Raw genomic sequence first — 15,820 nt, forward strand, 5'->3', positions numbered from 1 at the left:
GTTTGGCACAGGGGCGGCAGCTCTATAGGAGTAGCACAAGTTAGCCGAGAGTCCCTGGCAGATCGATTTGAGCGTCCAGCAGGGCCATAAACGCCCGTGCAGCATTCGACAGCGTCCTTTCAGTGTGCAGGATATAGCCTAGCTGGCGACTGAGCTGTATGCCCGGTAAAGGTATGCGCGCCACCTGTTCATCGAGCATGGTGCGCGGCAAAACGCTCCAGGCCAGGCCGATCGACACCATCATCTTGATGGTTTCCAGGTAGTTGGTGCTCATGGCGATGTTCGGCGTCAGGCCCTGAGCCTCGAACAGCCGCTGCACAATATGGTGGGTAAAAGTGTTGCCGCCGGGGAAAACCGCCGGATGACCGGCAATGTCCGCCAATGTGACGGCGCCGTTGCTGATCAATGAATGTTCCGGGGCCACCACGAAATCCAGCGGGTCATCCCAGACTGGCGTGGCCTTGACCAGCGTATGCGGCTCAGGCGCCAGGGTGATGACTGCCAGTTCTGCCCGGCCGTGGAGAATTTCCTCGTAGGCCACTTCCGAATCGAGGAACTGAATATCCAGCGCCACCTGTGGGTAGCGGCGAGTGTATTCCCTCAATAAGGGCGGCAGACGGTGCAGGCCGATGTGGTGACTGGTGGCCAGGGTCAGGCGGCCGGTGACTTCGCCGGTCAGGTTGGTCAGGGCGCGGCGCGTGTCGTCCAGCACGTTGAGAATCTGATAAGCCCTTGGCAGCAGGGCCCGGCCGGCCTCGGTCAGGCCCACTTCACGACCGAGGCGGTCGAACAGCCGCACATTCAATTGCTGCTCCAATCCGGCGATGCGTTTGCTGATGGCCGGTTGTGTCAGGTGCAGCCGTTCGCCGGCACCGGAGAAGCTTCCAGTCTCGGCAATCGCGATAAAAGCATTGAGGTTGGCCAGGTCCATGTTCGTATTCCAGTTGGTTATCCAAAGCATAAAAAATATGAATTTGAGTTATTTAATCTAACCCCATAGGATCGGCCTCACAAGCCAAAGGGTTATTGATAAGCCCAGGGCATAGAAACAAGCTGATGAGGAACCGTCTGATGGCCGGCAAAACGCTCTACGACAAGCTCTGGGATTCGCATTTGGTCAAGCAGCGCGACGATGGCTCGGCGCTGATCTATATCGATCGTCACATCATCCACGAAGTGACCTCGCCGCAAGCCTTCGAAGGCCTGCGTCTGGCCGGGCGCAAGCCGTGGCGCATCGATGCCAACATCGCCACCCCGGACCACAACGTACCGACCACCCCGGAGCGCAAGGGCGGCATCGAAGCCATTGCCGACCAGGTCTCGCGTTTGCAGGTTCAGACCCTCGACGACAACTGCGATGAATACGGCATCGTCGAATTCAAGATGAACGACGTGCGCCAGGGCATCGTTCACGTGATCAGCCCGGAGCAGGGCGCGACCTTGCCGGGCATGACCGTGGTCTGCGGCGACTCGCACACCTCGACCCACGGCGCGTTCGGCGCCCTGGCTCACGGGATCGGCACTTCCGAAGTCGAGCACGTGCTCGCCACCCAGTGCCTGGTCGCCAAGAAAATGAAGAACATGCTGGTGCGCGTCGAAGGCCAGTTGCCGTTCGGCGTGACCGCCAAGGACATCGTCCTCGCGGTAATCGGCAAGATCGGCACCGCCGGCGGTAACGGCCATGCCATCGAATTCGCCGGTAGCGCGATCCGCGATCTGTCCATCGAAGGCCGCATGACCATCTGCAACATGTCCATCGAAGCCGGCGCCCGCGTGGGTCTGGTGGCGGCGGACCAGAAGACTGTGGATTACGTCAAGGGTCGTCCGTTCGCACCGAAAGGCGCCGAGTGGGATTTGGCTGTCGAGTCCTGGAAAGACCTGGTGTCCGACGCCGACGCGCATTTCGACACCGTGGTCGAGCTCGACGCCACGCAGATCAAGCCGCAAGTCAGCTGGGGCACATCGCCGGAAATGGTGCTGGCCGTTGATCAGAAAGTGCCGGACCCGGCTAAAGAGATGGATCTGGTCAAACGCGACTCTATCGTCCGTGCATTGAAATACATGGGTTTGACCGCCAATCAGGCAATCACTGACATCCAGCTCGACCGCGTATTCATCGGTTCCTGCACCAACTCGCGGATCGAAGACTTGCGCGCTGCAGCGGTCATCGCCAAGGGCCGCAAGGTCGCCTCGACCATCAAGCAGGCCATCGTGGTGCCGGGCTCGGGTCTGGTGAAGGCCCAGGCCGAGGCCGAAGGTCTGGACAAGATCTTCCTTGAAGCCGGTTTCGAATGGCGCGAGCCGGGTTGCTCGATGTGCCTGGCGATGAACCCGGACCGTCTGGAGTCCGGCGAGCATTGCGCCTCGACCTCCAACCGTAACTTCGAAGGCCGTCAGGGCGCCGGTGGCCGTACCCACCTCGTCAGCCCGGCCATGGCCGCTGCGGCGGCGGTGAACGGTCGTTTCATCGACGTTCGTGAATTGATCTAAAGGAGCGCAGCATGAAAGCTTTTACCCAGCACACTGGTCTCGTCGCGCCTCTGGATCGTGCCAACGTAGACACCGATCAGATCATTCCGAAGCAGTTTCTGAAGTCGATCAAGCGCACCGGTTTCGGCCCGAACCTGTTCGACGAATGGCGTTACCTCGATGTGGGTCAGCCGTATCAGGACAACTCCAAACGTCCGTTGAACAAAGAATTCGTGCTCAACGCCGAGCGCTATCAAGGCGCTAGTGTGTTGCTGGCCCGCGAAAACTTCGGTTGCGGTTCCAGCCGTGAGCACGCGCCGTGGGCGCTGGAAGAATACGGTTTCCGCAGCATCATCGCGCCGAGCTATGCCGACATCTTCTTCAACAACAGCTTCAAGAACGGTTTGCTGCCGATCATCCTGAGCGACGCCGAAGTCGACGAGCTGTTCAAGCAGGTCGAAGCCGCGCCGGGCTATCAGTTGCAGATCGATCTGCACGAGCAGACCGTCACCAGCCCGAACGGTAAGGTCTACCGCTTCGAGATCGACGCTTTCCGCAAACACTGCCTGCTCAACGGCCTGGACGACATCGGCCTGACCCTGCAGGACGGCGATGCGATTGCCGCGTTTGAAGCCAAGCATCGCGCGAGCCAGCCGTGGTTGTTCCGCGACGCGTGAGATTGATGTAGTCAGGGCTGACCCCATCGCGGGCAAGCCCGCTCCCACAGGTTTTGTGAACGCTGCATTTACTGTGGGAGCTGGCTTGCCAGCGATGAGGCCGGCATAGGCAGCGCAAGACTTGACCCAGAAAAGGACGTACCCATGACCAGCACCGCCCACAGTCAGGTTGTACAAAAGCAATTCGGTGAACAGGCCGCCGCCTACCTGAGCAGCGCCGTTCACGCTCAAGGCACTGAATTTGCGCTGCTGCAGGCTGAGTTGGCGGGGCAGGGCGAGGCGCGGGTGCTGGACCTGGGTTGCGGCGCCGGGCACGTGAGTTTTCACGTCGCCCCGTTGGTGAAGGAAGTGGTGGCCTACGACCTGTCGCAACAGATGCTCGACGTGGTTGCCGCCGCGGCCGTTGATCGCGGCTTGAGCAATGTGTCCACGGTCAACGGCGCCGCCGAGCACCTGCCGTTCGCCGATGGCGAATTCGACTTCGTGTTCAGCCGCTATTCGGCGCACCATTGGAGCGATCTCGGTGTGGCCTTGCGCGAAGTGCGCCGGGTGCTGAAACCGGGTGGCGTGGCGGCGTTCATCGATGTGCTGTCGCCGGGCAGTCCGCTGTTCGACACCTATTTGCAGAGCGTCGAAGTGCTGCGCGACACCAGCCATGTGCGCGATTATTCGGCCGGTGAGTGGTTGCGCCAGGTCAGCGAGGCCGGTTTGCACACCCGCAGCACTACGCGTCAGCGCCTGCGTCTGGAGTACAACAGCTGGGTCGAGCGCATGCGCACACCCGAAGTGATGCGCGCCGCGATCCGCCAGTTGCAGCAGTCGATGGGCAACGAAGTGCGCGAATATTTTGAGATTGAGGCCGATGGTTCGTTCAGTACAGATGTACTGGTGCTCTGGGCCGAAAAGTAAGTTTCGAACGACAAGCATTTTTCCCGGCGCGCCCGTCGACGGCGCACCGACTGAAGACACGAGGAAAGCATGAGCAAGCAGATTCTGATTCTCCCAGGCGACGGTATTGGTCCGGAAATCATGGCCGAAGCGGTCAAGGTGCTGGAGTTGGCCAACGACAAGTACAGCCTGGGCTTCGAGCTGAGCCATGACGTGATCGGTGGCGCCGCCATCGACAAGCACGGCGTGCCGCTGGCCGACGAAACCCTCGATCGCGCCCGTGCCGCCGACGCGGTGCTGCTGGGCGCCGTCGGCGGCCCGAAATGGGACACCATCGAGCGTGATATCCGCCCTGAGCGCGGTCTGCTGAAAATCCGTGCGCAACTGGGCCTGTTCGGCAACCTGCGCCCGGCGATCCTGTACCCGCAACTGGCCGAGGCTTCGAGCTTGAAGCCGGAAATCGTTGCCGGCCTGGATATCCTGATCGTCCGTGAGCTGACCGGCGGCATCTACTTCGGCGCACCGCGCGGCACCCGCACCCTGGAAAACGGCGAGCGCCAGTCCTACGACACCCTGCCGTACAGCGAGAGCGAAATCCGCCGCATCGCCCGCGTCGGTTTCGACATGGCCCGCGTGCGTGGCAAGAAGCTGTGCTCGGTGGACAAGGCCAACGTGCTGGCGTCCAGCCAACTGTGGCGTGAAGTGGTCGAGCAGGTGGCCAAGGATTACCCGGACGTTGAACTGAGCCACATGTACGTCGACAACGCCGCCATGCAACTGGTGCGTGCACCGAAGCAGTTCGACGTGATCGTCACCGACAACATGTTCGGCGACATCCTGTCCGATGAAGCGTCGATGCTCACCGGCTCCATCGGCATGCTGCCGTCGGCCTCGCTGGACGCCAACAACAAGGGCATGTACGAGCCTTGCCACGGCTCGGCACCGGACATCGCCGGCAAAGGCATTGCCAACCCGCTGGCGACCATCCTGTCGGTGTCGATGATGCTGCGTTACAGCTTCAACCTGCACGAAGCCGCCGACGCCATCGAGAAAGCGGTCAGCGTGGTGCTGGATCAGGGTCTGCGCACCGGCGACATCTTTTCGACCGGTTGCACTAAAGTCGGTACGCAGGAAATGGGTGACGCAGTAGTCGCCGCGCTGCGGAATCTGTAATCTCTCGGGCCCGCTGCGAAATTCAATACAAAGCAGCGGCCCACTTTTCAAGAAGGTGTAGTTGCGATGAAACGTGTAGGTCTGATCGGTTGGCGCGGCATGGTCGGTTCCGTGCTCATGCAGCGGATGCTGGAAGAGCAGGATTTCGATCTTATCGAGCCGGTGTTTTTCACCACTTCCAATGTCGGTGGCCAAGGCCCGTCCGTGGGCAAGGACATTGCTCCGCTCAAGGACGCTTACAGCATTGAAGAGCTGAAAACCCTCGACGTGATCCTGACCTGCCAGGGCGGCGACTACACCAGCGAAGTATTCCCGAAGCTGCGCGAAGCCGGCTGGCAGGGTTACTGGATCGACGCGGCCTCGAGCCTGCGGATGAACGACGACGCCGTTATCATCCTCGATCCGGTCAACCGCAAGGTCATCGACCAGCAGCTCGACGCAGGCACCAAGAACTACATCGGCGGCAACTGCACCGTCAGCCTGATGCTGATGGGCCTGGGTGGTCTGTTCGAGGCCGGTCTGGTCGAGTGGATGAGCGCCATGACCTATCAGGCGGCGTCTGGTGCCGGTGCACAGAACATGCGTGAACTGATCAAGCAGATGGGCGCGACCCACGCCGCTGTCGCCGATCAACTGGCCGATCCTGCCAGCGCGATCCTCGACATCGACCGCCGTGTGGCCGAAGCCATGCGCAGCGACGCATACCCGACCGAAAACTTCGGCGTACCGCTGGCCGGCAGCCTGATCCCGTGGATCGACAAGGAACTGCCGAACGGCCAGAGCCGCGAAGAGTGGAAGGCCCAGGCCGAGACCAACAAGATCCTCGGTCGCTTCAAGAGCCCGATCCCGGTCGACGGCATCTGCGTGCGCATCGGCGCCATGCGTTGCCACAGCCAGGCGCTGACCATCAAGCTGAACAAGGACGTGCCGATCGCCGACATCGAAGGGCTGATCAGCCAGCACAACCCTTGGGTCAAGCTGGTGCCGAACAACCGTGAAATCAGCATGCAGGAGCTGAGCCCGACGAAAGTCACCGGCACCCTGAACGTACCGGTCGGTCGTCTGCGCAAGCTGAACATGGGTTCGCAGTTCGTCGGTGCCTTCACCGTCGGCGACCAACTGCTGTGGGGCGCGGCCGAACCGCTGCGTCGCATGCTGCGGATCCTGCTTGAGCGTTGATCGCTTGATGCAATGAAAGAACCCGCGCCTTGCAAGAGGCGCGGGTTTTTTTGTACCTGTTGATCGTTCCCATGCTCTGCGTGGGAATGCAGCCATGGACGCTCCGCGTCCGCTATTCGCGGCGGGCGCGAATTGCCTGCGTGCGACTCACCCGGTAAAGTGCCGCTCCCCCCGTTTCGCCAGAGGTAGCAACATGACCCAGACCCTTGATATTGCCGTGATCGGCGCCACCGGTACTGTCGGCGAAACCCTTGTGCAGATTCTCGAAGAACGCGACTTCCCGGTCGGCACGCTGCACCTGTTGGCCAGCAGCGAATCCGCCGGCAGCTCAGTGCTGTTTCGCAACAAGAACGTGCGCGTGCGTGAAGTCGACGAGTTCGATTTCAGCAAGGTCAAACTGGCGTTCTTCGCCGCCGGCCCGGCCATCACCCTGAGTTACGCCGCCCGCGCTCACGCGGCGGGTTGCTCGCTGGTCGATCTGTCCGGCGCCTTGCCGGCGGATCAGGCGCCGCAAGTGGTGCCGGAAGCCAATGCCGATGTGCTGGCCGGTTTGAAAGTACCGTTCCAGGTCAGCAGTCCAAGCCCGTCGGCCACTACTTTGGCCGTGGTGTTGGCGCCGCTGCTCGATCTGATCGAACTGCAATACGTGCATGTCACCGCCAATCTGGCGGTTTCCGCCCAGGGCCGCGAAGCCGTGACCGAGCTGGCGCGCCAGACCGCCGAGCTGCTGAACATGCGTCCGCTGGAGCCGACATTCTTCGACCGGCAGATGGCTTTCAACCTGCTGGCCCAGGTCGGCACACCGGATGCGCAAGGTCATACGCTGCTGGAAAAACGCCTGGTGCGCGAGCTGCGTCAGGTGCTGACCAAGCCTTTATTAAAGATTTCCGCAACTTGTGTTCAAGCCCCGGTGTTTTTTGGCGATAGCTTTAGCGTGACCTTGCAGTCAGCGAGCGCGGTCGACCTGGAAAAGGTTAACGCCGCGCTTGAAGAGGCCGAGGGCATCGAGCTGGTCGAAGCCGGTGATTATCCGACCGCCGTCGGTGACGCGGTGGGGCAGGACGTGGTCTGCGTCGGGCGGGTACGTGCCGGTGTCGACGAACCGTCGGAACTTAATCTGTGGCTGACGTCAGATAACGTACGCAAAGGTGCGGCCCTCAACGCCGTGCAGGTCGCCGAGTTGTTGATAAAAGACCTGCTGTAAAAGATACTTGGCAACAATTTGTCGACTGATTCTAGCCGGGCGCTATGCTTGGCCGGAGCAGTTGGCAACGTGTCACCCTCCGGGACTTTCCGGGGCATCAAAGAAATGATCGCGCGCGGCATGCTGTCGTCGTCGCGCGCAATGCCTTACGGCAGCGACTATCAACATCTTCTCGCTGGCCGAGGAACGTTCAAACAAAGGAAGAGGCTATGGTTCAAGTTCGCAAACTGGTGTTAGCAATAGCGGCCGCCTCGGCGCTGTCCTCCGGTATGGCGCATGCCCTCGGGCTCGGGGAGCTGACCCTGAAGTCGACCCTGAACCAGCCGCTGGTAGCGGAAATCGAGCTGCTCGATGTCAAGGATCTGACCGCTGCCGAAGTGGTGCCGAGCCTGGCCTCGCCGGAAGATTTCGCCAAGGCCGGCGTCGATCGCCAGGCCTTCCTCAATGATCTGACGTTCACCCCGGTGCTCAACGCCAGCGGCAAAAGTGTGCTGCGCGTTACCTCGAGCAAACCGCTGTCGGAACCGATGGTGAAATTCCTCGTGCAGGTAATGTGGCCGAACGGTCGCCTGCTGCGTGACTACAGCGTGCTGCTGGATCCGTCGAAGTTTTCGCCGCAGACCGCCGATGCCGCCGCTCAACCCGCGCCAGCGCAAACCATTACCGCACCGACCACCGGCGCCACCCATTCGACCCACACCACCACGCCGCGCGACACCCTGTGGGAAATCGCCGCGAAGGCGCGCACCGGCGGTTCGGTGCAGCAGACCATGCTGGCGATCCAGGCCTTGAACCCGGACGCGTTCATCGGCGGCAACATCAACCGCCTGAAAACCGGTCAGGTGCTGCGTCTGCCGGACCAAGTGCAAAGCACCGCACTGCCGCAGTCCAAAGCGATTGCCGAAGTGGCCGCGCAGAACGAAGCCTGGCGTCAGGGCCGTCGTTATGTGGCCAAGCCGGGCACCGGTCAGCAGCAACTCGATGCGACCAATCGTGGCCGCGCCAATACCGGCGCTGCGCAAAACGCCAAGGACAACCTGAGCCTGGTGTCCGCCGAAAGCGCCAAGGCGCGTGGCAAGGGTCCGGCCGGCGACGCCAAGGCCCTGAGCAACAAACTGGCGGTGACCCAGGAGAGTCTCGACACCACCCGCCGTGACAACGAAGAGCTGAAAAGCCGCATGGCCGATCTGCAAAGCCAGCTGGACAAGCTGCAACGCCTGATCGAGCTGAAGAACAATCAACTGGCGAAGATGCAGGCCGAAGGTTCGGGTGCTGCTCCCGCGACCGCCGCCACTGCGCCAGTGGTGCCGGCGATCACCGCGGAACTGGCGGCCACGCCGCCGGCCACTCCGGCAGAGGCTGCTCCGGGCGCACCTGCGCCTGAAGCCGCCGCTCCGGCACCAGTCGAGCCGGTTGTCGAGCCTGTGGTTGAAACCACGCCGGCCGCCGATGACGAGAAAACCTTCAACGAACTGCTGACCAATCCGATCCTGCTGGGTCTGGTCGGTGGCGGTGCGGTGGTTCTGCTGCTCCTGCTGTTGCTGCTGGCCCGCCGCCGCAAGGCGCAGCAGGAAGCCGAAAAACACCTGCGCATGGCCCGTGCCCTGGAGGAGCAATCCTTCTCCCAGGATCTCGATCTGCCTGAAAGCAGCTTCGAAGGTCTGGAAGTGCCAGCCGCCAGCGTCAAGCTGAACCCAGCCCCAGCCCCAGCCCCAGCCGCTGCTGCTGTAGTGGCGCCAGTCGTGATGGCCGAGCCGATCGCCGCGCCGCTGGTGGCGCCGGCCGCCGAGCGTTCCGACGACGTGCTGGACAAGGCGCAGTCGCACATCGACGGCGGTCGTCTGAATCAAGCCGCCGCGTTGCTGGAGGAGGGCGTGAGCCTGGAGCCGCAGCGCAGCGATCTGCGTCTGAAACTGATGGAAGTCTACGGTCGTCAGGGTGATCGCGATGCGTTCGTCGGTCAGGAGCGCCAACTGGTCGCCAATGGCGACAACTTCGCCAAGGTCGAAGAGCTGAAAAGCCGCTTCCCGGCCATGGCGGTCGTCGCGGCCAGCGGTCTGGCGGCTGCGGCCATGGCTGCCGAGCTGGACGCGGAATACGTCAAGGAGCTGTTGCTCGACGAGCCTGAAGCGCCTGCCGCGGCAGATGCTGAACTGGACAGCGCTTTCGACCTGAGCCTCGACGATCTCGACAACATCACGCCGGTTGAGCCTGTGGCTGCTGTCGAGCCGGAAGCGCCGGTCGAACTCGACGAATTTCCATCGGACGACGATCTGAGCTTCGAGTCGGTGCTGCAACAGCAGACCGACATCAAGGAAAACCTCGACGACCTGTCGGATTTCGACCTGGATATGGATCTCGGTGCCGACCCTGCGCCTACGCCGGTCGAGCTGGCAGACGATGATTTCCTGCTGGATCTGGACGAAGGAGTGAAGGATCTGCCGCTGGTCGAAACTCCAACCGTGGCCGACGTGCCGCAGGACGATCTGGAGCTGCCAGCCGATTTCGACCTGTCCCTGGCTGACGAAATGGACGCGGCGCCAGCCGAGCCGGATGCGTTCGCCGCCGAACTGGACGACGTCAACGCCGAGCTGGATCGCTTGTCGGGCAGCATCAACGAGCCAAGCTTCACCGAAGCCGATGCGGCGCTGGGTGATGATCTGGGGGAGGATGACTTCGACTTCCTGTCCGGTACTGACGAAGCCGCGACCAAGCTCGATCTGGCTCAGGCCTATATCGACATGGGCGACAACGACGGTGCGCGCGACATCCTCAATGAGGTCATCAGTGAGGGCAACGACAAGCAGAAAAGCGAAGCGAGCGAAATGCTGTCGCATCTGGCCTAAGTCGGCATTCAGCGGTAAACAAAACGGCAGCCCATGAGGCTGCCGTTTTTGTTTGGGTCTGGTTTCCCCGTCCCGCCGCCTTATAATGCCCGCCTTTGTAGATCAGCAGGCTGTACCGACTTGGCAAACATAGATAACCCGGCCGCCGAAATGGCACCCGAAGGCTTTTTCCGCGTCGCGCTGGGCGTTGAATACAAGGGCTCGCGCTACAGCGGCTGGCAGCGCCAGTCCACCGGTGTGCTCACCGTGCAGGAAACCCTGGAAAAAGCCCTGTCGAAGGTCGCCGACTCGCCGATTTCACTGCAATGTGCCGGGCGCACCGACGCCGGTGTGCATGCCTGCGGGCAGGTGGTGCATTTCGACACCCAGGTCGACCGTTCGCTGAAAGCCTGGGTCATGGGCGCCAACATCAATCTGCCCCACGACATCAGCGTCAGTTGGGCGAAGGTCATGCCGGCGCATTTCCATGCGCGATTCAAGGCGATTGCCCGGCGCTATCGCTACGTGATCTACAACGATCAGATCCGCCCGGCGCATCTCAACGAAGAAATCACCTGGAATCACCGTCCGCTGGACGTCGAGCGCATGGCCGAGGCCGCGCAGTACCTGATCGGTACTCATGATTTCAGTGCCTTCCGTGCCGGCCAGTGCCAGGCCAAGTCGCCGATCAAGAAGATGCATCACCTGCGCGTGACCCGTCACGGCAAAATGATCGTTCTGGACATCCGCGCCAACGCGTTCCTGCATCACATGGTGCGCAACATCGCCGGTGTGCTGATGACTATCGGTGCCGGCGAGCGGCCGGTGGAGTGGATGAAAGAAGTGCTGGAGAGCCGCGAGCGGCGTTCCGGCGGAGTCACGGCGCATCCGTTCGGCCTGTATCTGGTGCAGGTCGAGTACCACGACGAGTTCCCGTTGCCCGAGCGTTTCATCGGGCCACATTTCCTTACGGGTTTCGCGGAACTTGACGGCTGACGCCCTCGAACGCATTTGTTACCATCCGGGACTTTCTCGGATTTGCCTTGGGGTTTTTATCGACATGTCAGCCGTTCGCAGCAAGATTTGCGGGATTACCCGCATAGAAGATGCGTTGGCAGCCGTCGAGGCCGGGGCCGATGCCATCGGTTTTGTGTTCTACGCTAAAAGTCCCCGGGCCGTGACCGTGCAGCAGGCGCGGGCGATCATCGCTGCATTGCCGCCGTTCGTGACCACGGTCGGGCTGTTCGTCAATGCCAGCCGTTGCGAGCTCGGGGAAATCCTCGATGCCGTGCCGCTGGATCTGTTGCAGTTCCACGGCGACGAAACCGCCGCCGAGTGTGAAGGCTGGCACCGGCCTTACATCAAGGCCTTGCGGGTCAAGGCGGGCGATGATATTGCCGCCGCCTGCGATGCCTACCCGAGCGCCAGTGGCGTGCTGCTCGACACTTATGTCGAAGGCGTGCCCGGCGGAACCGGCGAGGCGTTCGACTGGTCACTGATTCCGCAGGGTTTGAGCAAGCCGTTGATTCTGGCCGGCGGCCTGACGCCGGAGAACGTCGCCGATGCGGTCGCCCGGGTGCGGCCGTATGCCGTGGATGTCAGCGGCGGGGTAGAGGCGAGCAAGGGCATCAAGGATCACGCAAAGATTCGTGCATTCATCAACGCCGTACGCTGATGTGACGGCTGGCAGACTGCCGCCGTCCACAGCTCTGTAGAAAAGAGGCTGAGGGTCTTTTCGGGGTGTACGCAGGTCAGTTCCGCTGACCCGGCAGCCCGGCCGATCATCGCCACACATGAATTTAGCTGAAGGGCATACGCGGGGCCGCGAACCAGAGCGTTCGGGCCGCCGGTACTGGAGAAAGAAAGCATGAGCAACTGGTTGGTAGACAAGCTGATCCCTTCGATCATGCGTTCCGAGGTCAAGAAGAGCTCGGTCCCTGAAGGTCTGTGGCACAAATGCCCGTCCTGCGAGGCTGTGCTGTATCGTCCGGAGCTGGAAAAGACCCTGGACGTTTGCCCTAAATGCAACCACCACATGCGCATCGGCGCACGGGCGCGCATCGACATCTTCCTGGACGCCGAAGGCCGTGCCGAACTGGGTGCTGACCTGGAGCCGGTTGACCGTCTGAAATTCCGTGACGGCAAGAAGTACAAGGACCGTCTGGTCGCTGCCCAGAAGCAGACCGGCGAGAAAGACGCACTGGTTTCCATGAGCGGCACCCTGCTGGGCATGCCGGTCGTGGTTTCGGCGTTCGAATTCAGCTTCATGGGCGGTTCCATGGGCGCCATCGTCGGTGAGCGCTTCGTGCGCGCCGCCAACTACGCGCTGGAAAACCGTTGCCCGATGGTTTGTTTCTCCGCTTCCGGTGGCGCGCGCATGCAGGAGGCCCTGATCTCTCTGATGCAGATGGCCAAGACTTCGGCCGTGCTGGCGCGCCTGCGCGAAGAAGGCATTCCGTTCATCTCTGTGCTGACCGATCCGGTCTACGGCGGCGTTTCCGCCAGTCTGGCGATGCTGGGCGACGTGATCGTCGGCGAGCCAAAAGCCCTGATCGGCTTCGCCGGCCCGCGCGTGATCGAGCAGACCGTGCGTGAAAAACTGCCGGAAGGCTTCCAGCGCAGCGAGTTCCTGCTGGAGCACGGCGCCATCGATTTGATCATCGACCGTCGCGAACTGCGCCCGCGTCTGGGTAACCTGCTGGCGCAACTGACCGGCAAGCCGACGCCTAAATTCGTTGCTGCGCCGATCGAGCCGATCGTCGTTCCGCCGGTGCCTGCCAACGTATGACCGAGCGCACCCTTGGCGAGTGGCTCGCCTACCTTGAACAGTTGCATCCATCGGCCATCGACATGGGGCTGGAGCGTTCGCAACAGGTAGCGTCCCGCATGGGACTGGGCCAGCCGGCGCCACGGGTGATTACGGTCACCGGCACCAACGGCAAGGGTTCGACCTGCGCTTTCGTGGCTTCCTTGCTGCGGGCGCAGGGCCTGAACGTCGGTGTCTACAATTCTCCGCACCTGCTGCGTTACAACGAGCGGGTGCAGCTCAATGGCGTCGAAGCCACTGATGCGCAGCTGTGCGAAGCCTTCGCGGCGGTCGAAGCGGGGCGCGGCGACACTTCCCTGACTTACTTCGAAATGGGCACCCTGGCGGCGTTCTGGCTGTTTCAACGGGCCGGGCTCGATGCGGTGGTGCTGGAAGTCGGGCTGGGCGGGCGTCTTGACACGGTCAACGTGGTCGATGCCGATATCGCGCTGGTCACCAGCATTGGTGTCGATCATGCCGACTATCTGGGCAATACCCGTGAATCCGTGGCCTTCGAGAAGGCCGGGATTTTCCGCCAGGGCAAACCTGCGCTGTGCGGCGATCTGAATCCTCCACAACCCTTGCTGGACAAGGCGCGCGAGCTTGCTTGCCCGTTCTTCCTGCGCGGGCGGGATTTCGACCTGGGTATCACGGATCAGTTCTGGCAGTGGCGTGGCACCGATGCTGACGGTCAGGTCGTCGAGCTGCGTGATTTGCCGCTGCTTGATCTGCCGATGGAGAACGCCGCGTTGGCGTTGCAGGCTTATCTGCTGCTCGGTTTGCCGTGGGATGCCGGGCAGATTGTTGCGGCGCTGCAGGCAACTCGCGTGGTCGGTCGCCTCGATCGTCGCTCCTTCGAATGGAACGGCAAACGTCTGAACCTGTTGCTGGACGTTGGCCACAACCCGCATGCGGCGGAGTATCTGGCCCGGCGTCTGGCTGCGCGTCCACCGGTCGGCAAGCGTCTGGCGGTGTTCGGCCTGCTGGCGGACAAGGATCTGGACGGTGTTATCGGTGAGTTGAATGCCAGCGTCCAGCACTGGGCGGTGGCGCCACTGGATTCGCCACGTGCGCGTCCGGTGGATGAATTGAATCAGGCATTGCAGAACCTTGGCGCCTCGGTCACGTCTTATGACAGCGTGGCGGCCGCTCTGGAAGGGCAGTGTGCAGTGGCCACCAGCGACGACGAGATCTTGCTGTTCGGATCATTTTATTGTGTCGCCGAGGCCCTCGAATGGCTGTCTCGGCGCTCCACGGAGGAAGCGGCAAATGGCTTTGCTGGATAAAGCGTACAAGCAGCGCATGGTCGGTGCCCTGGTGCTGGTGGCGCTGGCGGTGATTTTCCTGCCGATGCTGTTTTCCCGTCAGGATGAACAGCGTCAGGTGACCGTCGAGGCGCCGGCTGCGCCGCAAGCGCCCGCCGTGGCGCAGATCCAGATGGAAACCGTGGCGGTGCCTGAGCCTCAGGTTCTGCCGCAAGAGCCAGTGCCAAGCGATGACGAAGTCGCCGAGCAGGCTGTGCCAACGGCGCCGATTGCTTCCGCCGCACCAGCTCCGGCTCCGGCGCCGGTAGCCAAACCGGTTGCGCCGGCTCCCGCTCCCGTGGCCAAGCCAACCACGGCTCCGGCGCAGCCGATCGCTGCGCTGTCTGCCAAACCGGATACCACTCAAAGCCGCGTCGATGCCAATGGCCTGTCGGTGAGCTGGTCAGTGCAACTGGCCAGCCTGTCGAGCCGTGCCAGCGCCGAAAGCCTGCAGAAAGCCCTGCGCAGCCAGGGTTACAACGCTTACATCCGTTCGGCCGATGGCAAGAACCGGGTGTTCGTCGGCCCGCTGATCGAGCGCGCCGAAGCCGATCGTCTGCGCGATCTGTTGAGCCGCCAGCAGAACCTCAAGGGGTTTGTGGTGCGCTTCCAGCCTGAACGCGGCTGATATCTATCACTTCGATAGAAATGCACTGAAAATCGCAGCTTACCGACAGCCATGCGCTCTGCTAAAATGCGCCGCCTTATCCGTCTGTAGGCTGCACTGTGCCATTTACCTGGGTTGACTGGGCGATCGTTGCAATCATCGCCATCTCCGCTTTGATCAGTTTGAGCCGCGGCTTCGTCAAAGAAGCATTGTCGCTGGTGACCTGGATCATCGCAGGAGCTGTTGCCTGGATGTTCGGTGGCTCACTGTCCGAGTACCTCGCCGGATACATCGAAACACCGTCGGCTCGCGTGATCGCGGGCTGTGCCATCATGTTTGTCGCCACACTGATCGTGGGCGCAATGATCAATTATCTTATCGGCGAGTTGGTTCGCGTCACCGGGTTGTCCGGAACCGATCGATTCCTCGGCATGGCCTTCGGCGCTGCGCGTGGCGTGTTGCTGGTGGTCGTGGCGGTCGGGCTGTTGAGCCTGGGGCCGGTACAGCAGGACGGGTGGTGGAAAGAATCACAGCTCGTGCCAAAGTTTCTATTGGTCGCAGACTGGTCCAAGAACCTGATTCTCGGGTGGAGCAGTCAGTGGCTTGCCAGCGGAATCAGCGTACCCGCTGATATTCCGTTCAAGGAGCAGCTCTTGCCGTCGGCCAAAACGCCTCAGTGAGTGTTGTT

Annotated in this window: 14 protein-coding genes; 13 read left to right on the plus strand and 1 reads right to left on the minus strand. The window is 61.9% G+C overall.

Annotated elements, in window-relative coordinates:
- Positions 1-40 precede the first annotated feature (40 nt).
- Positions 41-931: a LysR family transcriptional regulator gene (locus tag ACKUG4_RS10405; RefSeq protein ID WP_007956444.1), complete on the minus strand. Its 891-nt coding sequence runs from the start codon at positions 929-931 to the stop codon at positions 41-43.
- Between the two features lie 140 nt (positions 932-1,071).
- Here ACKUG4_RS10405 and leuC point away from each other — a divergent pair, with 140 nt between their 5' ends.
- The 13 genes from leuC (at position 1,072) to ACKUG4_RS10470 (ending at position 15,812) form a co-directional block, all read left to right on the plus strand.
- The gene (leuC, locus tag ACKUG4_RS10410) at positions 1,072-2,490 is read left to right on the plus strand and encodes a 3-isopropylmalate dehydratase large subunit (protein ID WP_221399142.1); all 1,419 of its coding nucleotides are present in this window, start codon (positions 1,072-1,074) and stop codon (positions 2,488-2,490) included.
- An 11-nt stretch (positions 2,491-2,501) separates the two neighbouring features.
- On the plus strand, positions 2,502-3,146 hold the full coding sequence (gene leuD, locus ACKUG4_RS10415) for a 3-isopropylmalate dehydratase small subunit (RefSeq protein ID WP_007956446.1): 645 nt from the start codon (positions 2,502-2,504) through the stop codon (positions 3,144-3,146).
- Between the two features lie 144 nt (positions 3,147-3,290).
- A complete protein-coding gene (locus ACKUG4_RS10420; protein ID WP_085689290.1) occupies positions 3,291-4,055 on the plus strand; it encodes a class I SAM-dependent methyltransferase in 765 nt (254 codons plus the stop codon).
- Positions 4,056-4,124: 69 nt separating this feature from the next.
- Entirely contained in the window at positions 4,125-5,207 is a 1,083-nt protein-coding gene (gene leuB / locus ACKUG4_RS10425; RefSeq protein ID WP_039770158.1) for a 3-isopropylmalate dehydrogenase, read from the plus strand.
- A gap of 66 nt (positions 5,208-5,273) precedes the next feature.
- A complete protein-coding gene (gene asd / locus ACKUG4_RS10430) occupies positions 5,274-6,386 on the plus strand; it encodes an aspartate-semialdehyde dehydrogenase (protein ID WP_011333354.1) in 1,113 nt (370 codons plus the stop codon).
- A 193-nt stretch (positions 6,387-6,579) separates the two neighbouring features.
- Positions 6,580-7,590: an aspartate-semialdehyde dehydrogenase gene (locus tag ACKUG4_RS10435; RefSeq protein ID WP_445433942.1), complete on the plus strand. Its 1,011-nt coding sequence runs from the start codon at positions 6,580-6,582 to the stop codon at positions 7,588-7,590.
- A 209-nt stretch (positions 7,591-7,799) separates the two neighbouring features.
- Positions 7,800-10,436: a motility hub landmark protein FimV gene (locus ACKUG4_RS10440; protein ID WP_445433943.1), complete on the plus strand. Its 2,637-nt coding sequence runs from the start codon at positions 7,800-7,802 to the stop codon at positions 10,434-10,436.
- A 150-nt stretch (positions 10,437-10,586) separates the two neighbouring features.
- Positions 10,587-11,411 carry a tRNA pseudouridine(38-40) synthase TruA gene (truA, locus tag ACKUG4_RS10445; RefSeq protein WP_039771597.1) on the plus strand — a complete coding sequence of 275 codons (825 nt, stop codon included), beginning with the start codon at positions 10,587-10,589 and terminating at the stop codon, positions 11,409-11,411.
- 64 nt (positions 11,412-11,475) lie between these two features.
- Positions 11,476-12,090 carry a phosphoribosylanthranilate isomerase gene (locus tag ACKUG4_RS10450; protein WP_039771595.1) on the plus strand — a complete coding sequence of 205 codons (615 nt, stop codon included), beginning with the start codon at positions 11,476-11,478 and terminating at the stop codon, positions 12,088-12,090.
- Positions 12,091-12,282: 192 nt separating this feature from the next.
- The gene (gene accD / locus ACKUG4_RS10455) at positions 12,283-13,203 is read left to right on the plus strand and encodes an acetyl-CoA carboxylase, carboxyltransferase subunit beta (RefSeq protein ID WP_064378840.1); all 921 of its coding nucleotides are present in this window, start codon (positions 12,283-12,285) and stop codon (positions 13,201-13,203) included.
- Positions 13,200-14,507 (plus strand): bifunctional tetrahydrofolate synthase/dihydrofolate synthase, encoded by a 1,308-nt coding sequence (gene folC / locus ACKUG4_RS10460; protein ID WP_236189381.1) that lies wholly within the window; start codon positions 13,200-13,202, stop codon positions 14,505-14,507. The genes accD and folC overlap by 4 nt, the downstream gene beginning before the upstream one ends.
- On the plus strand, positions 14,491-15,153 hold the full coding sequence (locus ACKUG4_RS10465) for an SPOR domain-containing protein (protein WP_445433944.1): 663 nt from the start codon (positions 14,491-14,493) through the stop codon (positions 15,151-15,153). Before folC ends, ACKUG4_RS10465 begins: the two co-directional genes overlap by 17 nt.
- A 98-nt stretch (positions 15,154-15,251) precedes the next feature.
- On the plus strand, positions 15,252-15,812 hold the full coding sequence (locus ACKUG4_RS10470) for a CvpA family protein (protein ID WP_039771589.1): 561 nt from the start codon (positions 15,252-15,254) through the stop codon (positions 15,810-15,812).
- Positions 15,813-15,820: the final 8 nt, after the last annotated feature.

The sequence above is a fragment of the Candidatus Pseudomonas auctus genome (genome assembly GCF_048654275.1).
Lineage (GTDB): Bacteria > Pseudomonadota > Gammaproteobacteria > Pseudomonadales > Pseudomonadaceae > Aquipseudomonas > Aquipseudomonas pharyngis.

What these genes read in the sequence shown, in the direction of transcription:
- ACKUG4_RS10405 (WP_007956444.1), bottom strand. Translation starts at nt 931, where the DNA reads ATGGACCTGGCCAACCTCAATGCTTTTATCGCGATTGCCGAGACTGGA.
- leuC (WP_221399142.1), top strand. Translation starts at nt 1,072, where the DNA reads ATGGCCGGCAAAACGCTCTACGACAAGCTCTGGGATTCGCATTTGGTC.
- leuD (WP_007956446.1), top strand. Translation starts at nt 2,502, where the DNA reads ATGAAAGCTTTTACCCAGCACACTGGTCTCGTCGCGCCTCTGGATCGT.
- ACKUG4_RS10420 (WP_085689290.1), top strand. Translation starts at nt 3,291, where the DNA reads ATGACCAGCACCGCCCACAGTCAGGTTGTACAAAAGCAATTCGGTGAA.
- leuB (WP_039770158.1), top strand. Translation starts at nt 4,125, where the DNA reads ATGAGCAAGCAGATTCTGATTCTCCCAGGCGACGGTATTGGTCCGGAA.
- asd (WP_011333354.1), top strand. Translation starts at nt 5,274, where the DNA reads ATGAAACGTGTAGGTCTGATCGGTTGGCGCGGCATGGTCGGTTCCGTG.
- ACKUG4_RS10435 (WP_445433942.1), top strand. Translation starts at nt 6,580, where the DNA reads ATGACCCAGACCCTTGATATTGCCGTGATCGGCGCCACCGGTACTGTC.
- ACKUG4_RS10440 (WP_445433943.1), top strand. Translation starts at nt 7,800, where the DNA reads ATGGTTCAAGTTCGCAAACTGGTGTTAGCAATAGCGGCCGCCTCGGCG.
- truA (WP_039771597.1), top strand. Translation starts at nt 10,587, where the DNA reads ATGGCACCCGAAGGCTTTTTCCGCGTCGCGCTGGGCGTTGAATACAAG.
- ACKUG4_RS10450 (WP_039771595.1), top strand. Translation starts at nt 11,476, where the DNA reads ATGTCAGCCGTTCGCAGCAAGATTTGCGGGATTACCCGCATAGAAGAT.
- accD (WP_064378840.1), top strand. Translation starts at nt 12,283, where the DNA reads ATGAGCAACTGGTTGGTAGACAAGCTGATCCCTTCGATCATGCGTTCC.
- folC (WP_236189381.1), top strand. Translation starts at nt 13,200, where the DNA reads ATGACCGAGCGCACCCTTGGCGAGTGGCTCGCCTACCTTGAACAGTTG.
- ACKUG4_RS10465 (WP_445433944.1), top strand. Translation starts at nt 14,491, where the DNA reads ATGGCTTTGCTGGATAAAGCGTACAAGCAGCGCATGGTCGGTGCCCTG.